Annotated in this window: 16 protein-coding genes; 4 read left to right on the forward strand and 12 right to left on the reverse strand. The window is 69.2% G+C overall.

Going from position 1 to position 18,799, the window contains the following annotated elements; genetic code table 11:
- Positions 1 to 31 precede the first annotated feature (31 nt).
- The gene (locus tag ACZ5J1_RS11910; RefSeq protein WP_464559019.1) at positions 32 to 835 is read left to right on the forward strand and encodes a DUF3105 domain-containing protein; all 804 of its coding nucleotides are present in this window, start codon (positions 32 to 34) and stop codon (positions 833 to 835) included.
- A gap of 35 nt (positions 836 to 870) precedes the next feature.
- Here ACZ5J1_RS11910 and ACZ5J1_RS11915 read toward each other — a convergent pair whose 3' ends face one another.
- Positions 871 to 1,968 (reverse strand): mannose-1-phosphate guanylyltransferase, encoded by a 1,098-nt coding sequence (locus tag ACZ5J1_RS11915; RefSeq protein WP_464559021.1) that lies wholly within the window; start codon positions 1,966 to 1,968, stop codon positions 871 to 873.
- A gap of 64 nt (positions 1,969 to 2,032) precedes the next feature.
- Here ACZ5J1_RS11915 and ACZ5J1_RS11920 point away from each other — a divergent pair, with 64 nt between their 5' ends.
- Entirely contained in the window at positions 2,033 to 2,767 is a 735-nt protein-coding gene (locus tag ACZ5J1_RS11920) for a TIGR03089 family protein (protein ID WP_464559023.1), read from the forward strand.
- Between the two features lie 10 nt (positions 2,768 to 2,777).
- On the opposite strand, the gene ACZ5J1_RS11925 is transcribed toward ACZ5J1_RS11920, so the two are convergent.
- The 5 genes from ACZ5J1_RS11925 to glf form a co-directional block, all read right to left on the reverse strand.
- Positions 2,778 to 5,666: an FG-GAP-like repeat-containing protein gene (locus tag ACZ5J1_RS11925; RefSeq protein ID WP_464559025.1), complete on the reverse strand. Its 2,889-nt coding sequence runs from the start codon at positions 5,664 to 5,666 to the stop codon at positions 2,778 to 2,780.
- Positions 5,667 to 5,895: 229 nt separating this feature from the next.
- Positions 5,896 to 6,669: an ABC transporter ATP-binding protein gene (locus tag ACZ5J1_RS11930; protein WP_464559027.1), complete on the reverse strand. Its 774-nt coding sequence runs from the start codon at positions 6,667 to 6,669 to the stop codon at positions 5,896 to 5,898.
- Positions 6,669 to 7,556 carry an ABC transporter permease gene (locus ACZ5J1_RS11935; protein WP_464559029.1) on the reverse strand — a complete coding sequence of 296 codons (888 nt, stop codon included), beginning with the start codon at positions 7,554 to 7,556 and terminating at the stop codon, positions 6,669 to 6,671. The genes ACZ5J1_RS11930 and ACZ5J1_RS11935 overlap by 1 nt, the downstream gene beginning before the upstream one ends.
- Entirely contained in the window at positions 7,549 to 9,588 is a 2,040-nt protein-coding gene (locus ACZ5J1_RS11940; protein WP_464559031.1) for a glycosyltransferase, read from the reverse strand. The genes ACZ5J1_RS11935 and ACZ5J1_RS11940 overlap by 8 nt, the downstream gene beginning before the upstream one ends.
- Positions 9,585 to 10,796: a UDP-galactopyranose mutase gene (glf, locus tag ACZ5J1_RS11945; protein ID WP_464559033.1), complete on the reverse strand. Its 1,212-nt coding sequence runs from the start codon at positions 10,794 to 10,796 to the stop codon at positions 9,585 to 9,587. The genes ACZ5J1_RS11940 and glf overlap by 4 nt, the downstream gene beginning before the upstream one ends.
- A 71-nt stretch (positions 10,797 to 10,867) precedes the next feature.
- Here glf and ACZ5J1_RS11950 point away from each other — a divergent pair, with 71 nt between their 5' ends.
- Positions 10,868 to 11,950 carry a phosphatase PAP2 family protein gene (locus ACZ5J1_RS11950; protein WP_464559035.1) on the forward strand — a complete coding sequence of 361 codons (1,083 nt, stop codon included), beginning with the start codon at positions 10,868 to 10,870 and terminating at the stop codon, positions 11,948 to 11,950.
- Here the strand turns inward: ACZ5J1_RS11950 and ACZ5J1_RS11955 are convergent.
- The 4 genes from ACZ5J1_RS11955 to ACZ5J1_RS11970 all read right to left on the reverse strand — a co-directional run bounded on the left by ACZ5J1_RS11955 (position 11,886) and on the right by ACZ5J1_RS11970 (position 15,742).
- Positions 11,886 to 12,803 carry a glycosyltransferase family 2 protein gene (locus tag ACZ5J1_RS11955; RefSeq protein WP_464559037.1) on the reverse strand — a complete coding sequence of 306 codons (918 nt, stop codon included), beginning with the start codon at positions 12,801 to 12,803 and terminating at the stop codon, positions 11,886 to 11,888. The genes ACZ5J1_RS11950 and ACZ5J1_RS11955 overlap by 65 nt on opposite strands.
- The gene (locus ACZ5J1_RS11960; RefSeq protein WP_464559039.1) at positions 12,800 to 13,708 is read right to left on the reverse strand and encodes a glycosyltransferase; all 909 of its coding nucleotides are present in this window, start codon (positions 13,706 to 13,708) and stop codon (positions 12,800 to 12,802) included. The genes ACZ5J1_RS11955 and ACZ5J1_RS11960 overlap by 4 nt, the downstream gene beginning before the upstream one ends.
- 38 nt (positions 13,709 to 13,746) lie before the next feature.
- Positions 13,747 to 15,204, reverse strand: a complete 1,458-nt coding sequence (locus ACZ5J1_RS11965; RefSeq protein ID WP_464559041.1) for an LCP family protein — start codon at positions 15,202 to 15,204, stop codon at positions 13,747 to 13,749.
- A 106-nt stretch (positions 15,205 to 15,310) separates the two neighbouring features.
- On the reverse strand, positions 15,311 to 15,742 hold the full coding sequence (locus ACZ5J1_RS11970) for an acyl-CoA thioesterase (protein ID WP_464559043.1): 432 nt from the start codon (positions 15,740 to 15,742) through the stop codon (positions 15,311 to 15,313).
- A 24-nt stretch (positions 15,743 to 15,766) separates the two neighbouring features.
- Between ACZ5J1_RS11970 and ACZ5J1_RS11975 the strand changes: the two genes are divergently transcribed.
- Positions 15,767 to 16,957, forward strand: a complete 1,191-nt coding sequence (locus ACZ5J1_RS11975) for an LCP family protein (protein ID WP_464559045.1) — start codon at positions 15,767 to 15,769, stop codon at positions 16,955 to 16,957.
- 58 nt (positions 16,958 to 17,015) lie between these two features.
- Here ACZ5J1_RS11975 and ACZ5J1_RS11980 read toward each other — a convergent pair whose 3' ends face one another.
- Both ACZ5J1_RS11980 and ACZ5J1_RS11985 read right to left on the reverse strand, forming a co-directional pair.
- Positions 17,016 to 17,888: a crotonase/enoyl-CoA hydratase family protein gene (locus ACZ5J1_RS11980; RefSeq protein WP_464559047.1), complete on the reverse strand. Its 873-nt coding sequence runs from the start codon at positions 17,886 to 17,888 to the stop codon at positions 17,016 to 17,018.
- 70 nt (positions 17,889 to 17,958) lie between these two features.
- A complete protein-coding gene (locus ACZ5J1_RS11985; protein WP_464559049.1) occupies positions 17,959 to 18,795 on the reverse strand; it encodes an aldo/keto reductase in 837 nt (278 codons plus the stop codon).
- Positions 18,796 to 18,799: the final 4 nt, after the last annotated feature.

Raw genomic sequence — 18,799 nt, forward strand, 5'->3', positions numbered from 1 at the left:
CACCACCGAGTCATCACCGAGGACGATCCACGTGGCTAAGAAGACCGCCGCCCAGAACAACCGTCGGGCGGTCATCGACGACATCCGCAAGAAGCAGGCCAGCAGTGACCGTCGGCGCGGCCTGACGATCATCGTTCCGCTGATCGTCGTCGCCGTCCTGATCGTGGTGGCTGCCGCCTACCAGCCGGTCAAGGACTGGTGGGACGAGCGGAAGTTCAACGACGTCGACCTCTCCTCGATCGGCGCTCCGGCGTCGACCTGCCAGGCGATCACCACCAAGCCCGCCGACGGCAACCAGCAGCACGTGGCGACCGGCACCGTCGTGACGTACACGACCGCGCCGCCCGCGTTCGGTCCGCACTGGAACGAGGCCGGCGTCGCCCCGGTCGCGATGGAGAAGAAGTTCTACGCCTGGGACGAGCGTCCGCAGCTCGAGGCCCTGGTGCACAACCTGGAGCACGGCTACACGATCGTCTGGTACGACGAGACGATCAACGCCGACGCCGACCAGATCGCGGAGCTGCGGGCGATCGCCAACAAGTTCCCCGGCGACAAGAACTTCCGCTACAAGTTCAAGGTCGTCCCGTGGTACACGGACGAGGACAAGCTGCCGTCGGAGATCACCCAGACCGACACCGAGCACGCCGGTGGACAGGTGTTCCCCAAGGGCCAGCACCTGGCGATCACGCACTGGTCGGCGGGCGGCGCGGGTCAGACCGACACCACCAAGCAGGTCGGCGCCTTCCAGTACTGCGCCGGCACCTCCGGCGAGGCCCTGAAGAAGTTCATGACCGAGTACCCCTACCTGGACAGCCCCGAGCCCAACGCCATGTGACGCCTCCGTCGTCACGTCCAGCGGAGAGCCGGACCTCAGATGAGGTCCGGCTTTCCCGTTTTCTGGAGCGCGACGACCATCTGCTTCACCTGCTGCGCGTGGGCCCGGGTGGTGACCAGGACCGCGTCGTCGGTGTCGACCACGACCACGTCCTCCATCCCGACCACCGCGATGGTTCGGCCGCTGTTGGGCACCACCAGGCCGCTGGAGTCGATCGAGCGCACCAGGGCGACGTCACCGAGCACCGTGGGGCCCTCGTTGTCCACGGTCAGGGCGGCGTCGAGGAGGGCGGCCAGGGAGTCGAAGTCCCCGACGTCGTCCCAGCCGAAGTGCGCGTTCACGGTGGCGACCCTCCCGGCGGCGGCCGCCGGCTCGGCCACGGCCGTGTCCAGCGGCTCCTTCGGCAGCGAGGGCCAGACCTCGGCCACCAGGTCGGGCTTGGCCGCGATCGTGCGCAGCTTCTCCACGAACTCCGGATCCTCGGCGGCGAGCAGGTCGAGCAGCACGCCGGGTCGGACGACGAACATGCCCGCGTTCCACTTGTAGCCGCCGTGGTCCAGGTAGCCCTGGGCGACCTCGACCGAGGGCTTCTCCACGAACTCGTCGACCCGGCTGGCGCCGGGGTGCCCGTCCAGCGGTGCGCTCGCGTGGATGTAGCCGTACGCGGCCGAGGGGAAGGTCGGCTGGATCCCGATCGTGACCAGCCAGCCGTCGCTGGCGACCTCGACGGCCTGGTGCACCGCCTCGGTGAACTTCTTGGCCCGGGTGATCACGTGGTCGGCCGCGAAGGAGCCCATGATCGCCTCGGGATCACGCTGCTCGAGGACGGCGGCGGCCCAGCCGATCGCCGCCATGGAGTCGCGCGGGCTCGGCTCGGCGAGGATCCGCCCGGCCAGCTGCGGGAGCTGCTCGAGGACCGCATCGGCGTGCGCGTGCCCGGTGACGACGAGGAAGCGGTCGTCGACCAGGGGCTCGAGCCGGTCGAAGGTCTCCTGCAGCAGGGAACGGCCGCTCCCGGTGAGGTCGCGGAGGAACTTCGGCGCCGTCTGGCGCGAGAGCGGCCACAACCGGGTACCGGCACCACCTGCGGGGATCACGGCGTAGAAGTGCTCGATGTTCAGCTTCCCGATCATGCCGTTGAGGGTAGGCCATGGCCGGGCCGGAGCAGCAGCGTGCCGGATGAACGATGATGTGTCCGTGACCACCTTCTCCACCGTGCTCGCGGCCCGACTGCGCGGCGACGCGAGCCAGCCGTTCCTGACGTACTACGACGAGAGCACCGGAGAGCGCGTCGAGCTGTCCCTGATCACCTGGGCGAACTGGATCGCCAAGGCGAGCTCGCTGCTGGCCGACGAGCTCGGCCTGGAGAAGGGGCAACGGATCCGGATCGACCTGCCGCCGCACTGGCTGGGCACCGTCTTCCTCGGTGCAGCCTGGCACTGCGGACTCGTCCTGGTCACCGACGACAGTGCCGACGTGGTCGTGACCGGTCCCGATGGTCTGGACACCTGGGCACCCCGTGCGGCGACGCGACCCGTGCTGGCCTGCTCGCTGCGCCCGCTCGGCGTGCGGTTCGCCGATCCCCTGCCCGCGGGGGTGCACGACGTCGGCGTGGAGATCTGGGGCCAGCCCGATGCGTTCACGCCCTGGGACCCGGCGGCTCCGACCGACCCGGCGATCGAGGTCGACGGCCGGAGCGTGGCCCAGCAGGACGTGTGGGGGGCGGCCGCGGCTTCCCCACCGAACGGCCGCCCCCAGGACGCGACGAACCGTCGTGTCCTCACGGTGGCGAACCCGGCTTCCCCACCGGGATTCGCCAGCTTGACCGAGCCGCTGCTCAGCGGCGGCTCACTGGTCCTGGTCACTCGGGCGACTCCTGCCCGGCTCGAGGCCATTGCGGCCGACGAGCGGGTGACGGAGCGCTTCGAGTGATCGTGTTCTCCTATCCGGCCAGGTCGTATCCCCCGAAGCCGTAGCCGAGGACGCGGCGCTTGCCCATCGATCCGTCCGTCTGGCCGGCCAGGGCGTAGAGCACGCCGGTCTTGGTCCGCACCACCAGGTCGGAGTGGCCGGTGCCGGCGAGGGCGCCGATCCCGATCACCCAGTCGTAGGTGTTCATCCCGGTCGAGACGGTCCGCGGGCTGGCCAGGCCGCCGGGTCCGTTGCCGCGGTAGAGCACCAACGCGTCGCCGTTGCGGATCAGCACGTCGGGAGCCTTGTCGGCGTCCCACGTCCCGCCGGCGATCTGGGCGGTGCCGGCGATCCGGCCGTACATCGGGTACGACGCCGCGACCCCGGTCCGGCCGTTGCCGGGGAAGATCCGCATCCCCGAGGAGTTCTGCGCCATCAGGTCGGGCAGTCCGTCGCCGGTCATGTCGCCGACGGCGGCGATCAGGCTGAAGCCACCGAAGTTGCCCAGGCTGTAGGCCCCGGCGAACGTGCCGGCACCGTTGCCGAGGGCGAGGTAGAGGACTCCCGACGTGGCCCGGTAGATCACGTCACCGCGGTGGTCGCCGTTCCAGTCGCCGGCGTTGAGCACCAGGTTCGCCGTGCGCAGGTCGAGGTTCGTCGTGACCGGCAGGCCGAGGTCGGTGCCGTCCTTCTTGAGCAGCAGGCTGATCCGACCGCCGACCCGGGTGAGCACCTCGGGGCTGGCGCCTCCGACGACCTGGGTGGCACCGAGGATGGCGCCGACCTTCTTGAACCCGGAGTACGGGCCGAGGTTGCCGGAGAAGCCGGTCCCGGTCCCGAGCCGGACGTAGCCGTTCTTGTTGCTCGCCGAGCGGACGATCAGGTCGGTGCGGCCGTCGCCGTTGAAGTCGGCGGCGGCGAGCGAGGAGGCGCTCTGGAAGCCGGCGCCGAGGCTGCGGCGGGCGCTGAACGAGCCGGTCCCGTTCCCGGCCCACCAGGACAGGCCGCCGCGGGTGTCACGGCCGAGGATGTCGGCGCGGCCGTCACCGTCGACGTCTCCCCCGCTGATCCAGTTGAATCCGGCGAAGCTGCCGAGGGTGATCGCGCGGGTGGTGAAGCGGCCCGTGCCCGAGCCGACCAGCAGGGTCAGGCGCCCGGTCTTGGTCGAGCGGACCGCGAGGTCGTTGCGCTTGTCGCCGGTGACGTCGCCGAGGGCGACGACCAGGTTGCGGCCCTTGGCGCGGGTGGTCCGCAGGACCGCCTTGCCGAACGCGCCCTGGGCGGTGCCGGGCCGGATCGCGAGATCCCCCTTCGCGTTCCAGGCCACGACGTCGGCGCGACCGTCGCCGGTCAGGTCGGGCGAGAGCAGGAACGAGCTCTTGCCGCCGTTGGACAGCACGCTGCCGCGGAAGCCGGACGCGCCGGTGGTCGGAATAATGACGCCGCGGCCGTCGCTGGCGCGGCGGGCGATGATGTCGGGCTGCGCCGAGCCGACCAGGTTGGCGTCGCGGGCGGCGAAGGCCCATCCCTTCTGCAGGGACGCCGCGGCACGGCGGATGTCGGGGATCCGGGCGTAGAGGTACTTCCCGGGGCAGGCGGTCGACTTGGTGTCGCGGTGACCCATGATCGGGCTGGCGAACTTCTTGCCCTGGATCGTCGCGCTGGTGGCCGCCGCGGAGACCCCGTGCAGGGACAGCTTCCAGGCGAAGAGCTTGGCGAAGGCGCCGACGATCTCCTGCGAGGGCTGGGCGATGTCGTAGTTCCCGATCGCACTCATCGCGAACGAGTCGTCGTTGTAGTTCTCGGTGTGGGCACCGACGACGGGACGGTCCACGCCGCCGTACCGGCCCTCCCAGATCCGACCGAACTTGTCGACCAGGAAGTTGTAGCCGATGTCGCGCCAGCCCTTCGACTTCACGTGGTAGGCGTAGATGCTGCGCAGGATGCCGGGCACCTCGGCGGCGGTGTAGTCGTTCGCGTTGACCGTGTGGTGCACGAAGGCGCCGTGGATCGTCCCGTACGACGGCGCCGACTGCTCGCGCAGCTTCTCGTTGGCACCCCACTGGGCGCGGCTGTAGATGGCCGGCTTCGTGACCGCGCCGGCGGCGAGGTTGATCTGGCCGGTCTCGGCGCCGACGAGCTGGGCGCCGGTCTCGGTCTCGCTGCCCTGATCGTCCAGGTTCGCGGTCGGAGCGACCTCGCTGGTGTCGATGTCCGGCGCCTCGGCCTGCGTCGAGGTGGCCTTGCCCGGGTCGATGACGCTCATCGTCATGTCCTCGGGCACCGCGTCCGCGGCGACCTCGGCCTTGACCTGGACCTGGTCGACGTGGCCGACGAGGGCCTCGTCGCTGCCGGGACGCGCCTCGGCGGCCTCGGCGGTGCCGGCGTCCGGTCCGTGCTCGTCGTGGTAGGCGAGCTCCTGCCAGGCGCCCCAGGTGCCGTCGGTCTGGGTGCGGATCTGCAGCGAGATCTCGTCCTCGGAGAGGTCCTCGCCGTGCTCCCAGGTCACGCCGACCGTGCCGAAGCCGGTCACCGGCTGCGGGTCGGAGACGATGGTCGTGGTCCCGGTCGTGGTGTCGGCGATCTGGGTCGCGGCCACGTCCTCGGCGCCCGGCACGAAGACCGCGCTGGTCGCGTCGTGCGATCCCCGACCGACGAGCGTCGGGCGGACGCCGTCCGCCGGCGCGGTCAGGGCCACCTGGCGCACGTCCGCGTCCACCGTCCCGACGGGGACGACCGAGGTCGCCGGGGTCGACTCAGGAGTCGACGTCGGGGTCGATGACGCCGAGGTGGACGACGACTGCGGCGCCTCGCGGACGATGTCCAGCGAGACGACGTTGGCCGCCGGCACGAGGACGGCGCAGACGGCACCGAGGACCAGCACCTGCTGGCAGCCGGCAACGAACTTCTGGGGGTACATGGAACGCTCCAGGTGTGCGGGGAAGAGTCACACAAGGCCTCAACTTTCACACCAGTAACGGCACCCTGGGAAGGGTTCGTGAGTAACTACAACGTTGTAATTTCCATTCGCCACGCCGACGAATCGCAGATTAAAGTAAAATTACATCGATGTAATTCGCTTCCTAACGCCGAGAGGGGCCACACCGACACGGTGTGGCCCCTCTCGAAGCGTGGGGTGGGAGCGTCGCTCAGACGTCGGCTCCCAGCTCGTTGTCCTCCTGGCCGAGCACGCCGAGATCCTCGCCGTAGCCGACGTACTTGATCCCCGCGATCGCCGGACCGTCGAACCCGATCTTGCCCTTCTCCAGGGCGATCACGCGGTCACACATCCGTGCGACCGAGGCGGCGGCGTGGCTGACGTAGATGAGGGTGACGCCGCTGTTGCGGATCTCCTCCATCTTGGCCATGCACTTCTTCTTGAACGGCTTGTCCCCCACCGCCAGGACCTCGTCGGCGAGGAAGATGTCCCCGTCGACGTGGATCGCGGAGGCGAATCCCAGCCGTGAGCTCATCCCGCTCGAGTACGTCCCGACGGGTGCGTCGATGAACCGGCCGATGTCGGCGAACTCGATGATGTCGTCGAGCTTGCGCTCGGTCTCGCGCTGCGACATCCCCATGATGGCGGCGTTGAGGAAGATGTTCTCCCGGCCCGAGAGCTGCGGGTGGAAGCCGGCGCCGGTGGCGATCAGCCCCGAGATCCGGCCGCGGGTCTTCACCGAGCCGGAGTCGGGACGCATGGTGCCGTTGATCATCTTCAGCAGCGTCGACTTGCCGGAGCCGTTGAGCCCCATCAGGCCGACCGACTCGCCCTGCTGGATCTCGAAGCTGGCGTCGTCGACGGCGGTGAAGGTGTTGCTGATCTCCTGGCCGCGCATCATCGCGACCGTCATCTGCTTGAAGGTCTTGTGATACCGCAGGGTGAACAGCTTGGTGGCGTGGTCGGCCTTGACTGCGATGCTCATCAGAGGCGCTCCGGGATTCGCTTCTCGAACTTGGTGAAGACCATCTGGCCGACGATCAGGACGGCGAGACTGATCAGGATCCCGATCACGCCCCAGCCGATCAGGTGGTCGGGCATGTGCGCCGCCGTGTCCTCCTGGTCGCTTCCGGTCGGGACCCAGAACGCGCGCTGCATCATCAGCACCGCGATCGCGATCGGGTCGGACAGATAGATCCGCTCCGCCCAGGTGGGCAGGTTGTCCTGCACCATCTGGTACGAGTAGACCATCGGCACGCCCCAGCGGACGTAGTTGGTCACGATCCCCACGAAGCTGCCGAAGTCGCGGAAGAACACGTTGGCCACGCTGAACAGCAGGGCCAGGCCGGTGCCCAGGATCATCGCGATCGCGATCGAGAAGAGCAGCCCGACGACCGTCATGTAGTCGGGGTGGAAACCGGTCAGCAGGCAGGCCCCCAGCAGGATCACCAGCTGCGGCCCGACGTGCACCAGCGAGACCAGCATCGAGGAGACCGGGAACATCTCCCGTGGCAGCGCCATCCGGGTCATCAGCGACTTGTTCCGCACGATCGACCGGGTTCCGGCACCGAAGGTCTCGGTGAAGAAGTGCACCACGATCAGGCCGGCGAAGACGTGCACCGCGTAGTTGGGCACACTCCCGTGCAGGCCCATGATCTTGCCCATGATGAACCAGTAGATGAAGAACTGGCTCAGCGGGTTGAGGTAGGACCAGAGGAACCCCAGCGCGGAGCCCTCGTAGCGGGCGGCGAGCTCGCGCTCGACCAGCAGCCGCAGCAGGTAACGGCGCCGGAAGACCTCCAACAGGCCGGTGGTGGCCGACGGGTCGACCAGCTCACCGGTGACCACGCGCTCCTGGCGGACCTCAGTCATCGCTCTCCCCGGACTCGAGCCAGGGCCCGAACGTCGTCGTCCAAGCCTCCGGCGAGGTGATCTCCTTCAAGGATGAACGGTACTGGGCCGACAGCGCCGGCCACTCGCGACGGAACCGCTCGTGGATCACCAGGGTGCGCTTGAGCAGGTCCCGGTAGCGCTCGGGGTCGCGGCGGTAGAGCGCCGCCGAGGTGCCGTCGTTCATCGACACGATGGCCGAGTCGAAGCCGGAGAGCTTGTACCACTTGGCGTCGTTGGCCATCACCTCCGCCTCGGGGAAGTCCTGGGCGAGCGGACGGGAGGGACGCAGCTGACGGATCGGCGCCAGCGCCGCGGTGACCAGCTGGGCCCGGCGGCCCGGGACCTCGGAGATCGCGCGGCCCTTCTTCGGCGGCTTCGTCACCCGGACGGGCGGCAGGTCGTCACGGTCCGGGATCAGCTGGGCGTCGCTGAACTGCTTGCGCAGCGCGTTCACCTCGCCCAACCGGGTCGGCAGCATCGCGTGCAGCTTGTCCGGGCCCGCCAGGACGTCCTCCATGGCCAGCAGACGCAGCTCGGCGGTGGAGTACTGCATCGAGACCAGGTGGGCGATCTGGTTGTTCCGGCTCTCCCGGAGCAGCCGGCCACCCTTGGGGTAGGTCGAGTGCAGCAGCGCCGCCACGATCCGGTTGCGGTGGTGGAAGTAGGCCTGCCAGTCGAGGGCGTCGTTCTTGTCGCTCCACGGCACGTGCCAGACGGCGGCACCGGGCAGGGTGACCGTCGGGAAGCCGGCCTCCTTGGCGCGCAGGCCGTACTCGGAGTCGTCCCACTTGATGAACAGCGGCAGCGAGAGACCGATCTGCCGCATCACCTCGAGCGGGATCATGCAGGAGTACCAGCCGTTGAAGTCCACGTCCCAGCGCTTGTGCAGCCAGCGCGCCGAGCGGATGTTGCGGGTGGAGAAGTCCCAGGCGACGAACGCGTCCTCCGGGGTGAGCCACCAGAAGCGCCACGGGTGGACGATCTCGCCGAAGCTGTGCAGCCGCGAGCGGGAGTAGAGGTTGAACATCATCCCGCCGACGATGGTGGGCCGTCGGGCGAGGTCGCCGAAGATCACCTGGCGGATGATGCTCTCGGGCTCGCAGACGACGTCGTCGTCCATCATCAGGGCGTACGTTGCCGTGCCCTTGTTCAGCGACTCGAGCTGCCCGCGGGCGTACCCGCCGGAGCCACCCAGGTTGCCCTGCTCCACGATCCGGAGCTTGTCCCCCAGTGCCTTCTCCGCCGCCGGGAACTCGTCGCTGTCGGCGACCAGCTTGCTGCCCTGCTCCATCACGAAGACGGTGTCGAGGTAGGGCGCCAGGTCCTCGTCGCCCAGCTGCTGGAGCAGCTTGGCGCAGAACTCGGGGCGGTTCATCGTGGTGATCGCCAGGTCGACGGTGCCGTGACCCTCGGGGTCGCGCAGCCGGTCGGCCGGGATGTCCGCGCTCCACGAGGCGGTGACGACGGCGGGGTCGATGCCGGCGACGACGTCGTACCAGTACCAACCGCCGTCGACGAACGGCCCGAGGCTGAGGTCGAAGCTGAACGTCGTCGTCTCGTCGGTGGTCGCGACCGCGGAGTCGACGCGCTGGCTGTTGCCGTTGGCGAGCGACTTGTAGACGATCACGTGGGCGTCGGCGCCCGTGATCGTGACGTTGAGGGTGACGCTGTCCACGACGGTCCAACGGCGCCAGTAGGACGCGGCGAAGCCGTTGAAGAACGACCCGAACGAGACGCTCTGCCCCGACAACACCTTGAAGTGGGTGCGGTCGATCAGCTGCTCGGGCTGCACCCGACGACCCGCGCCGGTGGCCTGCCGGATCTGGGTGTTGTTGATGTCCTTGGCCGCCTGGGTGCCACCGACGACGTACTTGTCCTCGTCGAGTCGGGCGTCCTCGAGGTCGACGTAGAGCGCCATCACCTCGAGGTCGCGGTCCAGCGGCAGGATCTGGCGCTGGAGGACCCGGGTGACGGTGTGGGTGGTGGGGTGGGTGGTGGTGGTCATGCTCATTCGGCGACGCCTCCCGACGTGAAGGCGGCACCCTCGGCGAAGTGCGGCTTGATCTTGTTGTCGTACATCGACAGCGCGGCGCCGATCGCCATGTGCATGTCGAGGTACTGGTAGGTGCCGAGTCGGCCACCGAAGAGCACCATCGGCTCGGCCTTGGCCAGCTCGCGGTACTTGAGCAGCTTGGCCCGGTCCTCGGAGGTGTTGATCGGGTAGTACGGCTCGTCGTCCTCGGTCGCGAACCGGCTGTACTCACGCACGACCAGGGTCTTGTCCGGGGTGTAGGTCGCGGCCCGCTCGGGGTGGAGGTGCTTGAACTCCAGCTCCCGGGTGAAGGGGACCTCGGGGTCGTTGGCGTTGACCACGCCGGTGCCCTGGTAGTCGTCGACGTCGAGGATCTCGGTGACCAGGTCCACGGTGCGCCACGACAGCCGGCCCTCGGAGTTGCCGAAGTACTCGTCGACCGGACCGGTGTAGACGATCGGGACCTTGCCCTTGTACTGCTCGGCCACCGAGAAGAAGTCGGTGTCGGTCCGGACGGTGATGTTGGGGTGGTCGGCCATCCGGGTCAGCCAGGCGGTGTAGCCGTCGGTCGGCAGGCCCTCGTACTTGTCGTTGAAGTACCGGTTGTCGAACGTGTAGCGGACCGGGAGGCGCGTGATGATCTCCGCGCTCAGCTCCTTCGGGTCGGTCTGCCACTGCTTGGCGGTGTAGCCCTTGATGAACGCCTCGTAGAGCGGGCGGCCGATCAGGGAGATCGCCTTCTCCTCGAGGTTGGTGGCGTCCTCGGTGGCGATCTCGCTGGCCTGCTCCGCGATCAGGGCGCGGGCCTCGGCCGGGGTGTGGGACTCCCCGAAGAACTGGTTGATCAGCGCGAGGTTCATCGGGAGCGGGTAGACCTGCCCCTGGAACTTACCGAAGACCCGGTGCCGGTAGTCGGTGAACGAGGTGAACCGGTTGACGTACTCCCACACCCGCTCGTTGGAGGTGTGGAACAGGTGCGTGCCGTACTTGTGCACCTCGATGTTGGTCTCGGGGTCGAACTCGCTGTAGGCGTTGCCGCCCAGGTGCGAGCGGCGCTCGAGGATCAGCACCTTCTTGTCGAGCTCGGCCGCCACCCGCTCGGCGATGGTGAGGCCGAAGAGGCCGGAGCCGACGACAACAAGATCGGGCAGCGACGCGGATGCGAGGTCGGGAAGTTCAGCTGACACGGTGGAAGAGTCTACGAAAGGCGGGACCAGGGTCCGCATTCCCCGCGCGGGCCAGGCATACTCTGTGGGCGATGAATCTCACTTCCATCCTCCGCCAGACCGCCCGCCAGTGGGGTATGGCGTGGGCCTGCGGCCTGATCCTGGTCACGGTCATGTTCGTCATGTCCGCCACCACGAACGTCCCGGTGCACGATCCTGACAACGTGCTGCCGGGCTACATCCGGTTCCCCCTGATCGTGGTCGGCGTGATCGCCCTCGACGTGATCCCCCGGGTCGTGCTGCGCTCGATCCGTGGCCGGAGCCGGATCGACCATGCCTTCTCCGCGGTGATGCGGGAGCGCTGGCCGCGGTCGCACTGGTGGTTCGCGATCAACGGGATCGCCTCCTGGTACGTCTGCTACGCCGCCTTCCGCAACGTGAAGTCGCTGGCGCCGATCGCCAACCCGGCCAACTGGGACGACCGACTGGCCGACCTGGACAAGATTCTGCTCGCCGGCCACGACCCGGCCGAGGTGATGCACACCCTGCTGGGGCAGGGCTGGGCCGCCCACCTGCTCTCCAGCGTCTACTTCCTCTGGATCGCGCTGGTCCCGGTCTCGATCGGCATCGCGCTGGTGTGGTCGCGCACCACCACCGCCGGCGCCTGGTACGTCACGGCGCTGTGCGTGGACTGGCTGCTCGGGGCACTGCTCTACGTCGCGGTCCCGACACTCGGGCCGGTCTACTCGGACCCGAAGACGTTCGCGCACCTGCCGCACACCTATGTGACGGAGCTGGCGCAGAGCCTGCTGGACGGCCACAACAAGGTGATGGCCCACCCGACGACGTACGACGGCCTGCAGACGATCGCCGCCTTCCCCTCGCTGCACGTCGGCATCATGGTCACCATCACGCTGACGCTGATGCTGATCCCGGTGCACCGGATGATCCGGGTCGCGGCCTGGGTGATGCTGGTGCTCACCGTGATGGCGACGGTCTACCTCGGCTGGCACTTCCTGGTCGACGTCATCGCCGGTGCGGCGTTGGGCGCCTTCGCGGTCTGGGTCGCGGCCCTCGGGACCGGCAACCACGAGGGGTGGCGGCCGGTGCTCAAGTCTGCCGAGGCGGTCGAGCCGGCCGTGCACGCATCTGACGCGCTGACCACACGGCCCTGAGCACGTTCCGAGCCTCGCTCGGACGCCGACGCAGCACGCTCACCACGGCGACCGCGACCGCGATCGCCCACGGCTTGAGCCGGACGAGCGGGTTCGTGCCGTAGCGGAAGTGCACGACGAAGAGGTTCCGGTACATGTAGAACCCCTTCCAGCCGGCCAGGTCGTGCTGCTGGCTGAAGTCGATCTGACGGACCAGGCGGGCGTCCCTGATCGCCCAGATCCGGCGGCCGGTCGCGCGGGCGCGCAGGGCGAAGTCGACGTCGTCGTAGAAGATGAAGAAGCTGGCGTCGGGCAGGCCGATGTCGTCGACGACGCTGCGTCGGATCATGAACCCCTCGAAGGCGACGTTCTCCAGCTCGACCCGCTCCGGCAGCGCTGCCCGGGTGGGGTAGGTGGACACGACGCTGGCGGTCTTGGGCTTGATCCGCAGCGGGTTGGTCAGGTCGAAGCGCAGCGCCGCGTACTCGGCGAGGTCCCCGCGGGTGCCCTCGCGCACCGCCATCAGGCAGTCCTCGTCCTGGGCGAGCAGCACGGTCAGGCAGTCGGGCGCCGGGATGACGTCGTCGTCCATCAGCCAGATCCGGTCGAAGCCCTGGTCGTACGCCGCCTCGACGCCGGTGCGGAATCCACCCGCTCCCCCGAGGTTCTCCGCCGACGTGATCACCTGCAGGCCGGCCAGCGTGCTGTGCGTCAGCACCTCGGCGGTGCGATCGGTGCTGGCGTTGTCCACCACGATCACCGCGTCGGCCGGGTGCTCCAGCTTCGCCAGGCCGAGCAGCATCTGCTCCAGCAGGTCGGCGCGGTTGAAGGTGACGACGACGATCGCCACCGACTCCCCCGTCAGCTCGGTCATCGGAGGAACCTCTCGTGTCCGGTGAAGTCGCCCCGCGCGGCAGCCCACCAGGCCGACAGGCTGAGCCTGATCCGGGCGAACGAGGGGCGGGTGAAGGTGTAGAACCACAGCGTCTTGCCGACGAAGGCGAGCGCGTGCGGGAGCCCGCGGTAGGTGCGCAGGTTGAGCAGGTTGTTGCGCGCCATGCAGTAGTGTTTGAGGTCGCTCGGGGAGTCGTTGTAGGTCATCCGCCCACCCAGCATCGGCGTGCCGAGGGCTCCCACGGCGGGGTGCTCGAACCGGGCCGCGGTGACCGTCGCGATCCGCGCGCCCGCCGCCTCGGCGCGCAACCGGTACTCGTGGTCGTCGCCCCAGATGAAGAACTCGGCCCGCGGCACCCCGATCCGCTCCACCAGGTCGCGGGTCACGAGGACGCCGTTGAACGGGATCACGATGTCACGCAGCAGTCCGTCCGGGCCCGCGGCCGCCTCGACCTCGGCGGCCGAGGTGCAGGGCGAGGTGGCGCCGGGAGGGCGGATCGAGAAGACCAGCCGGTCGGGGGCGGCCTCGTCCACCACGACCGGGCCCCAGAAGTCGAGGTCGGGCTGGGCGAGCAGCGTCCGGAGGCAGTCCGGGGCCGGCGTACCGTCGTCGTCCATCAGCCAGACCAGGTCCGCGCCCCGCTCCACGGCCCAGGAGAGCCCGGTCGCGAAGCCACCGGCGCCGCCGGTGTTGCTGTCCAGGGTGCGCCCGACGACCCGCGGATCGAGCGCCGAGATCTCCGCCAGGGCGGCCGCTGTGCCGTCGGTGGAGGCGTTGTCGATCACGAGGATCGCGTCGACTTGCTCCTCACGCAGACGGGTGAGGAGTCGCCGGAGGAGGTCCACCCGGTTGTAGGTGACGACCACGGCCACGACGCTCTGCACGTGGCAACCCTAGGGGGCGCGGGCCGTCCCCTCAGCATTCAGCAGGCGGCAGCGAGGTCGTCGGACTGGTTGGCCGCGTACCCCGTCTTCAGGGTGCCGAACGATCCGCCGGTCATCTGTCCGGACTCCTCGGACTTCGGGGTCGTCGGGGTGGTGCTGGTGCTGGCCGAGGGCTTCGGCTTCGCCTTGGCCCGCTTCCCGTCGATGGCGCGGTTGATCATCCGACTGATCTTGCGCTGGTTGGGGTCGGAGGTGACGATCGCCGGCGGCACCAGGGAGACGGTGGCGATCTTCTGGCTCTTCGCCTTGAGCGCGAGCGAGAGGAAGGTGCCGACCTGGCTGGACGGGATCGAGGTCGAGACCATCGACGAGCTGGCGTCGGCGATCTCGCTGAAGTGGGTCAGCACGGTCTGAGGCGAGAGCTGGGTGAGCATCGCGCCCATCACGCATTTCTGGCGTGCCATCCGGGAGTAGTCGTCCGAGGTGGCCCGCGATCGGGAGTACCAGAGCACGTCCTCGCCGTCGAGGGTGCGGGTGCCGGCCTTGATCCAGCCCGTGATCTCGCCGGTCTTCCCGATCGGGATGTCCTCGCGGACCTTCATCTCCACGCCGCCGACGGCGTCGACGAGCTTGTGGAAGCCGTGCATGTTGACCATCGCCCAGTAGTTGATGTCGAGACCGGTGATGCCCTCGACGCCCTCGATCGTGGCCTCGATCCCCGCACGGCGCGGGTGCGGGAAGAGCGTCTTGTGGTCCACGGCCCAGGTGGAGAGGCCGTTGAGGTAGCGGCCGTCGCCGCCCCAGCCCTTCGGGAACTGCTCGGCCATGATCGAGCCGGGCTTGAAGGTGAAGTTGCTCATGTTGCGCGGCAGGCCGACCAGCACGGTCTTGCCGGTGTCGGCGTCGATGCTCGCCACGGTCAACGAGTCGGGGCGCAGTCCGGTCCGACCCGCACCCGAGTCACCGCCCAGCAGCAGGATGTTGAAGCGTCCGTCGTGGGCACCGACGACCTGGGTGCCCGAGAACATCGAGGTCATCAGGCCGCGCTGCACGCTCACCATGTGGGAGCCGGTCAGCAGCACACCGGCCACGACCAGGCAGAACGCCGCGTTGATCCCGAACGTGACCCGGCGGTGCGGCAGCAGCAGCGACGGCGGCTGCCCGATCCGCCAGGCGTCGACGAAGAGGGCGGCCCACCCGAGCGCGAGCACGATCAGACCGAGCCGGAGCAGCCCCAGGGGGGTCGGGTCGGTGGCCGCCCACAGCGCGACGCCGGGGAAGACGAGGGAGACCAGAACGGCCATCACGCCGAGGACGATCAGGGAGAGCCACGTCAGGACGGCGATCAGACCGACCCGCCGGTTCCCCGCCTGGAGCTGGGCCGAACCCGGCACGACCAGCGTCATCACCAGCAGCGAGAGCGCGCGGCGGAAACGGACGCGGGCAGCACGCTCTTCCGCGTTGCTGTACCGGCTCGCAACGGTGGGAGTGGGCACGGGAGCTACCTCTACCTGTCGGGAATGGCGAAGCCAGTATCACCAGTCACAGATGCCACAGGGGTCACGCCACGCCGCACACCGAACCGGCGTTATCGAGCGGTGATCAGGCGAGCTCGGGCACCAACGCGGGAACCGGGGACGGAAGTCCCTCGTCGCCGACGTGGACCATGACGAAGACCATCCGGGCCACGACGACCCGCAGCTCCCGCTGGACGGAGTGGATCGGTTCCTTCTCCACGACCACCTCCACCGTGACCGAGGTCCGCCCGGTGCCGACCACCGTCCCGGTCGCGTGCACCAGCGAACCGATCTCGATCGGAGCGTCGAAGCTGGCCGACGTGATCGCCCGCGTCATCGTCTTGCCGCCGCAGTGCCGGGCCGAGACGATGCCGGCGCAGGTGTCGGCGAGCTTGAGGATCTCGCCGCCGTGCACCCCGCCGTGCAGGTTGGAGTGGGCGGGACGCATGACCTCGTTGAGCGAGACCCGGGAGAAGTCGGCGGTCCGGCGCGGGGCTCGAGAATCAGGTCCAGTCACGGGGCGCACGGTACCTTCGAGCGCGTGAGTGACGAGCAGGACCCGGAGTTCAACTGGCTGTACGACGGCAAGCCAGGGTCGAACCCACCCGCCGAGGCGACCCGCGCGATGCCCGTGCAGCCCCGCTCACAGGCGTCCACCCCGCCGCCCTCCCCGCCGCCCGCCCAGCCGCCGGGCCAGCCCGGCCCGCAGCCCGGCCCGCAGCCCGGCCCCGGCACCGAGTACCGGTCCCGCCGCACCCGCCGTCGGCCGCGGTTCAAGACCGTCCGGCGAGTGGTCCTGATCCTGCTGGCGGCCTGGCTCGCCTTCCTGGTCTGGGTGCCGATCAACGCCTGGCGCGACGTGCCCAAGGTCGCCTTCGAGCCCAGTGGCGCGCGACCGGCGGAACAGCCGGGGACGACGTACCTGATGGTCGGGTCCGACTCCCGCGCCGGGCTGACCGCGAAGCAGCGCAAGCGGTTGCACACCGGCGGTGACGTCGGTCAGCGCACCGACACGATCATGATCCTGCACACCGGCGACGGCCCGAACCTGCTGATGTCGATCCCGCGCGACTCGATCGTGGAGATCCCGGGTCACGGCACCTCCAAGATCAATGCGGCCTTCGCCTGGGGCGGCCCCGAGCTGCTGGTCGAGACGGTCGAGAAGAACACCGGGATCCGGATCGACCAGTACGCCGAGATCGGCCTGGGCGGCATCGTCTCCATCGTCAACGCCGTCGGCGGGATCACGATCTGCCCGACCACGGACATGAAGGACCCGCTGGCCGGGCTCGACATCAAGAAGGGCTGCCAGCAGGTCGGTGGCCGCAAGGCGCTCGGCTACGCCCGGTCGCGTCACTCCGACCCGCGGTACGGCGACATCACGCGCGCCAAGCACCAGCGCGAGGTGGTCAACGCCGTCGGCGCCGAGGTCACCACGCCGTGGTCGGTGATCAACCCGTTCCGGTACTGGAAGCTGGCGCACGCCGCCCCGAAGTCCTTCGCCTTCGGTGAGGGCGCCAGCGCCCTCGACGCGGTGAAGTGGGCCTGGGCGATGACCCGGACCACCCCGCCCGACGGCATGACGTGCGGGATCCCGATCGAGGACCTCGCCGTGCACTGGGACCCCAAGCGCTCGCAGCGGATGTTCACCTACATCAAGACCGACTCCACCGCCGACATCCCCGCCGGCCTCTGCACCCCGACCGGGCTGCCGAAGTCGGTCACCGGTTAGCCGAGTCCCGGGTTCTGGGGCGCCGAGTCCCGGGTTCTGGGGCGCCGAGTCGCGACTTTCAGTGCGGATAGATCCGAGGAACGTCCGCGGTCGTGGCCCCGAAGTCGGCGGGCCGCTTCTCGAGGAACGCCGCCACGCCCTCCTTGCCGTCGCCGACCGAGGTGTGCCACATCGCCAATGAATCGGCGAGATGGGCCTGGAGCGGCGACTCGGTGTTGCGCAGCAGCATCTGCTTGGCCAGCGCGAGAGCGACCGGGGAACGACCACGGACGAAGGAGCGAGCGAGCTCGAGGGCGGCCGGGACCAGGTCGTCCGGCTCGTGCACCGACCTCACCAGGCGACCGGCCAACGCCGCGTCGGCGTCGATGATGTCCGCCGAGTAGACCCATTCCAGGGCCTGCTGGATCCCGACGATCCGCGGCAGGAAGTGCGACGACGCGGCCTCGGGAACGATGCCGAGACGGCCGAACACGAAGCCGATCCGCGCCTGCGTCGACGCCATCCGGATGTCCATCGGCAGCGTCATCGTGGCGCCGATCCCGACGGCTGGACCGTTGATCGCCGCGATCACCGGCTTGGGCAGCGCAGCCACCGCGAGGGAGAGCCGCCCGCCGGTGTCACGCACCCCGGAGTGCCACGGCTCCTCCTCGAAGCGGTCGGCGAAGGTCTCGGGCGAGACGTCAGCCACGGTCTCGTCGAGCCCGAAGACGTTGCCCTCCCGGCTGAGATCCATGCCGGCGCAGAACGCCCGCCCTGCGCCGGTGACGACGACCGCCCGGATGTCGTCCTCGGTCGCGCGCCGGGTCCAGAAGTCGAGCAGGTCCTCGAACATGCCGATCGAGAACGCGTTCAGCGCGTCCGGCCGGTCGAGGGTCAGCAGCGCGACGCCGTCGGCGTCGACGTCCAGGGTCAGGGTGTCGTAGCTGGTCACCCCCGCATCATGCCCCGACCGCACGCACCAGAACCCGGGACTCGGCGCACCAGAACCCGGGACTCGGCGATCAGGCGTTGAACCCCGCGGGGTCGGGGCCGATCCGGCTGCCGGTGTCGAGGGCGTCGATCGCGGCCGTCTGCGCCTCGGTGAGCTCGAAGTCGGTGACCGCGAAGTTCTCCGCGATCCGGCTCGGCGTCACCGACTTCGGGATCACGACGCGACCGGCCTGCAGGTGCCAGCGGAGCACCACCTGGGCGACGGTCCGGCCGACCTCGGCGGCGATCGCCACCAACGCGGGCTCGGTCAGGATCGTGCCCTGACCCAGCGGGCTCCACGCCTGGGTGAGGATCCGGTGGGTGGCGTCGGCCTGCTCGGTGGCGAGGTTGCGGAACCGCGGGTGCAGCTCGACCTGGTTGAGGACCGGCACCTCGACGGCCTCGGCCAGCAGCCGGTCGAGGTGGTCGGGGGCGAAGTTCGAGACGCCGATCGCCCGCACCAGGCCGTCGGCGTAGAGCTTCTCGAAGGCGCGCCAGGTCTCGCGGTAGAGGTCGCGGGCCGGGGTCGGCCAGTGGATCAGGTACAGGTCGACGACCTCTAGGCCGAGCTTGGACCGGCTGGCCTCGAAGGCACGCAGCGTGGCGCCGTACCCCTGGTCGCTGTTCCACAGCTTGGTGGTGACGAAGAGCTCCTCGCGGGGCACGTCGCTGGCGGCGAGCGCACGCCCGACGCCGGCCTCGTTGCCGTAGATGGCCGCGGTGTCGATGTGCCGGTAGCCGACTTCGAGCGCGGTGCTGACGGCGGTCTCGGCCTCGTCGTCGGCGACCTGCCACACACCGAATCCGAGCTGCGGGATCCGCACCCCGTTGCTGAAGGTGAGGTCCGGGATCGGGTTCGAGCTGGTCATGTCA

It is taken from the genome of Nocardioides sp. JCM 18999 (genome assembly GCF_055391175.1).

Coding starts and splice junctions, on each gene's coding strand:
- ACZ5J1_RS11950 (WP_464559035.1), top strand. CDS start 10,868: ATGAATCTCACTTCCATCCTCCGCCAGACCGCCCGCCAGTGGGGTATG.
- ACZ5J1_RS11935 (WP_464559029.1), bottom strand. CDS start 7,556: ATGACTGAGGTCCGCCAGGAGCGCGTGGTCACCGGTGAGCTGGTCGAC.
- ACZ5J1_RS11940 (WP_464559031.1), bottom strand. CDS start 9,588: ATGAGCATGACCACCACCACCCACCCCACCACCCACACCGTCACCCGG.
- ACZ5J1_RS11925 (WP_464559025.1), bottom strand. CDS start 5,666: ATGTACCCCCAGAAGTTCGTTGCCGGCTGCCAGCAGGTGCTGGTCCTC.
- ACZ5J1_RS11985 (WP_464559049.1), bottom strand. CDS start 18,795: ATGACCAGCTCGAACCCGATCCCGGACCTCACCTTCAGCAACGGGGTG.
- ACZ5J1_RS11955 (WP_464559037.1), bottom strand. CDS start 12,803: ATGACCGAGCTGACGGGGGAGTCGGTGGCGATCGTCGTCGTCACCTTC.
- ACZ5J1_RS11930 (WP_464559027.1), bottom strand. CDS start 6,669: ATGAGCATCGCAGTCAAGGCCGACCACGCCACCAAGCTGTTCACCCTG.
- ACZ5J1_RS11915 (WP_464559021.1), bottom strand. CDS start 1,968: ATGATCGGGAAGCTGAACATCGAGCACTTCTACGCCGTGATCCCCGCA.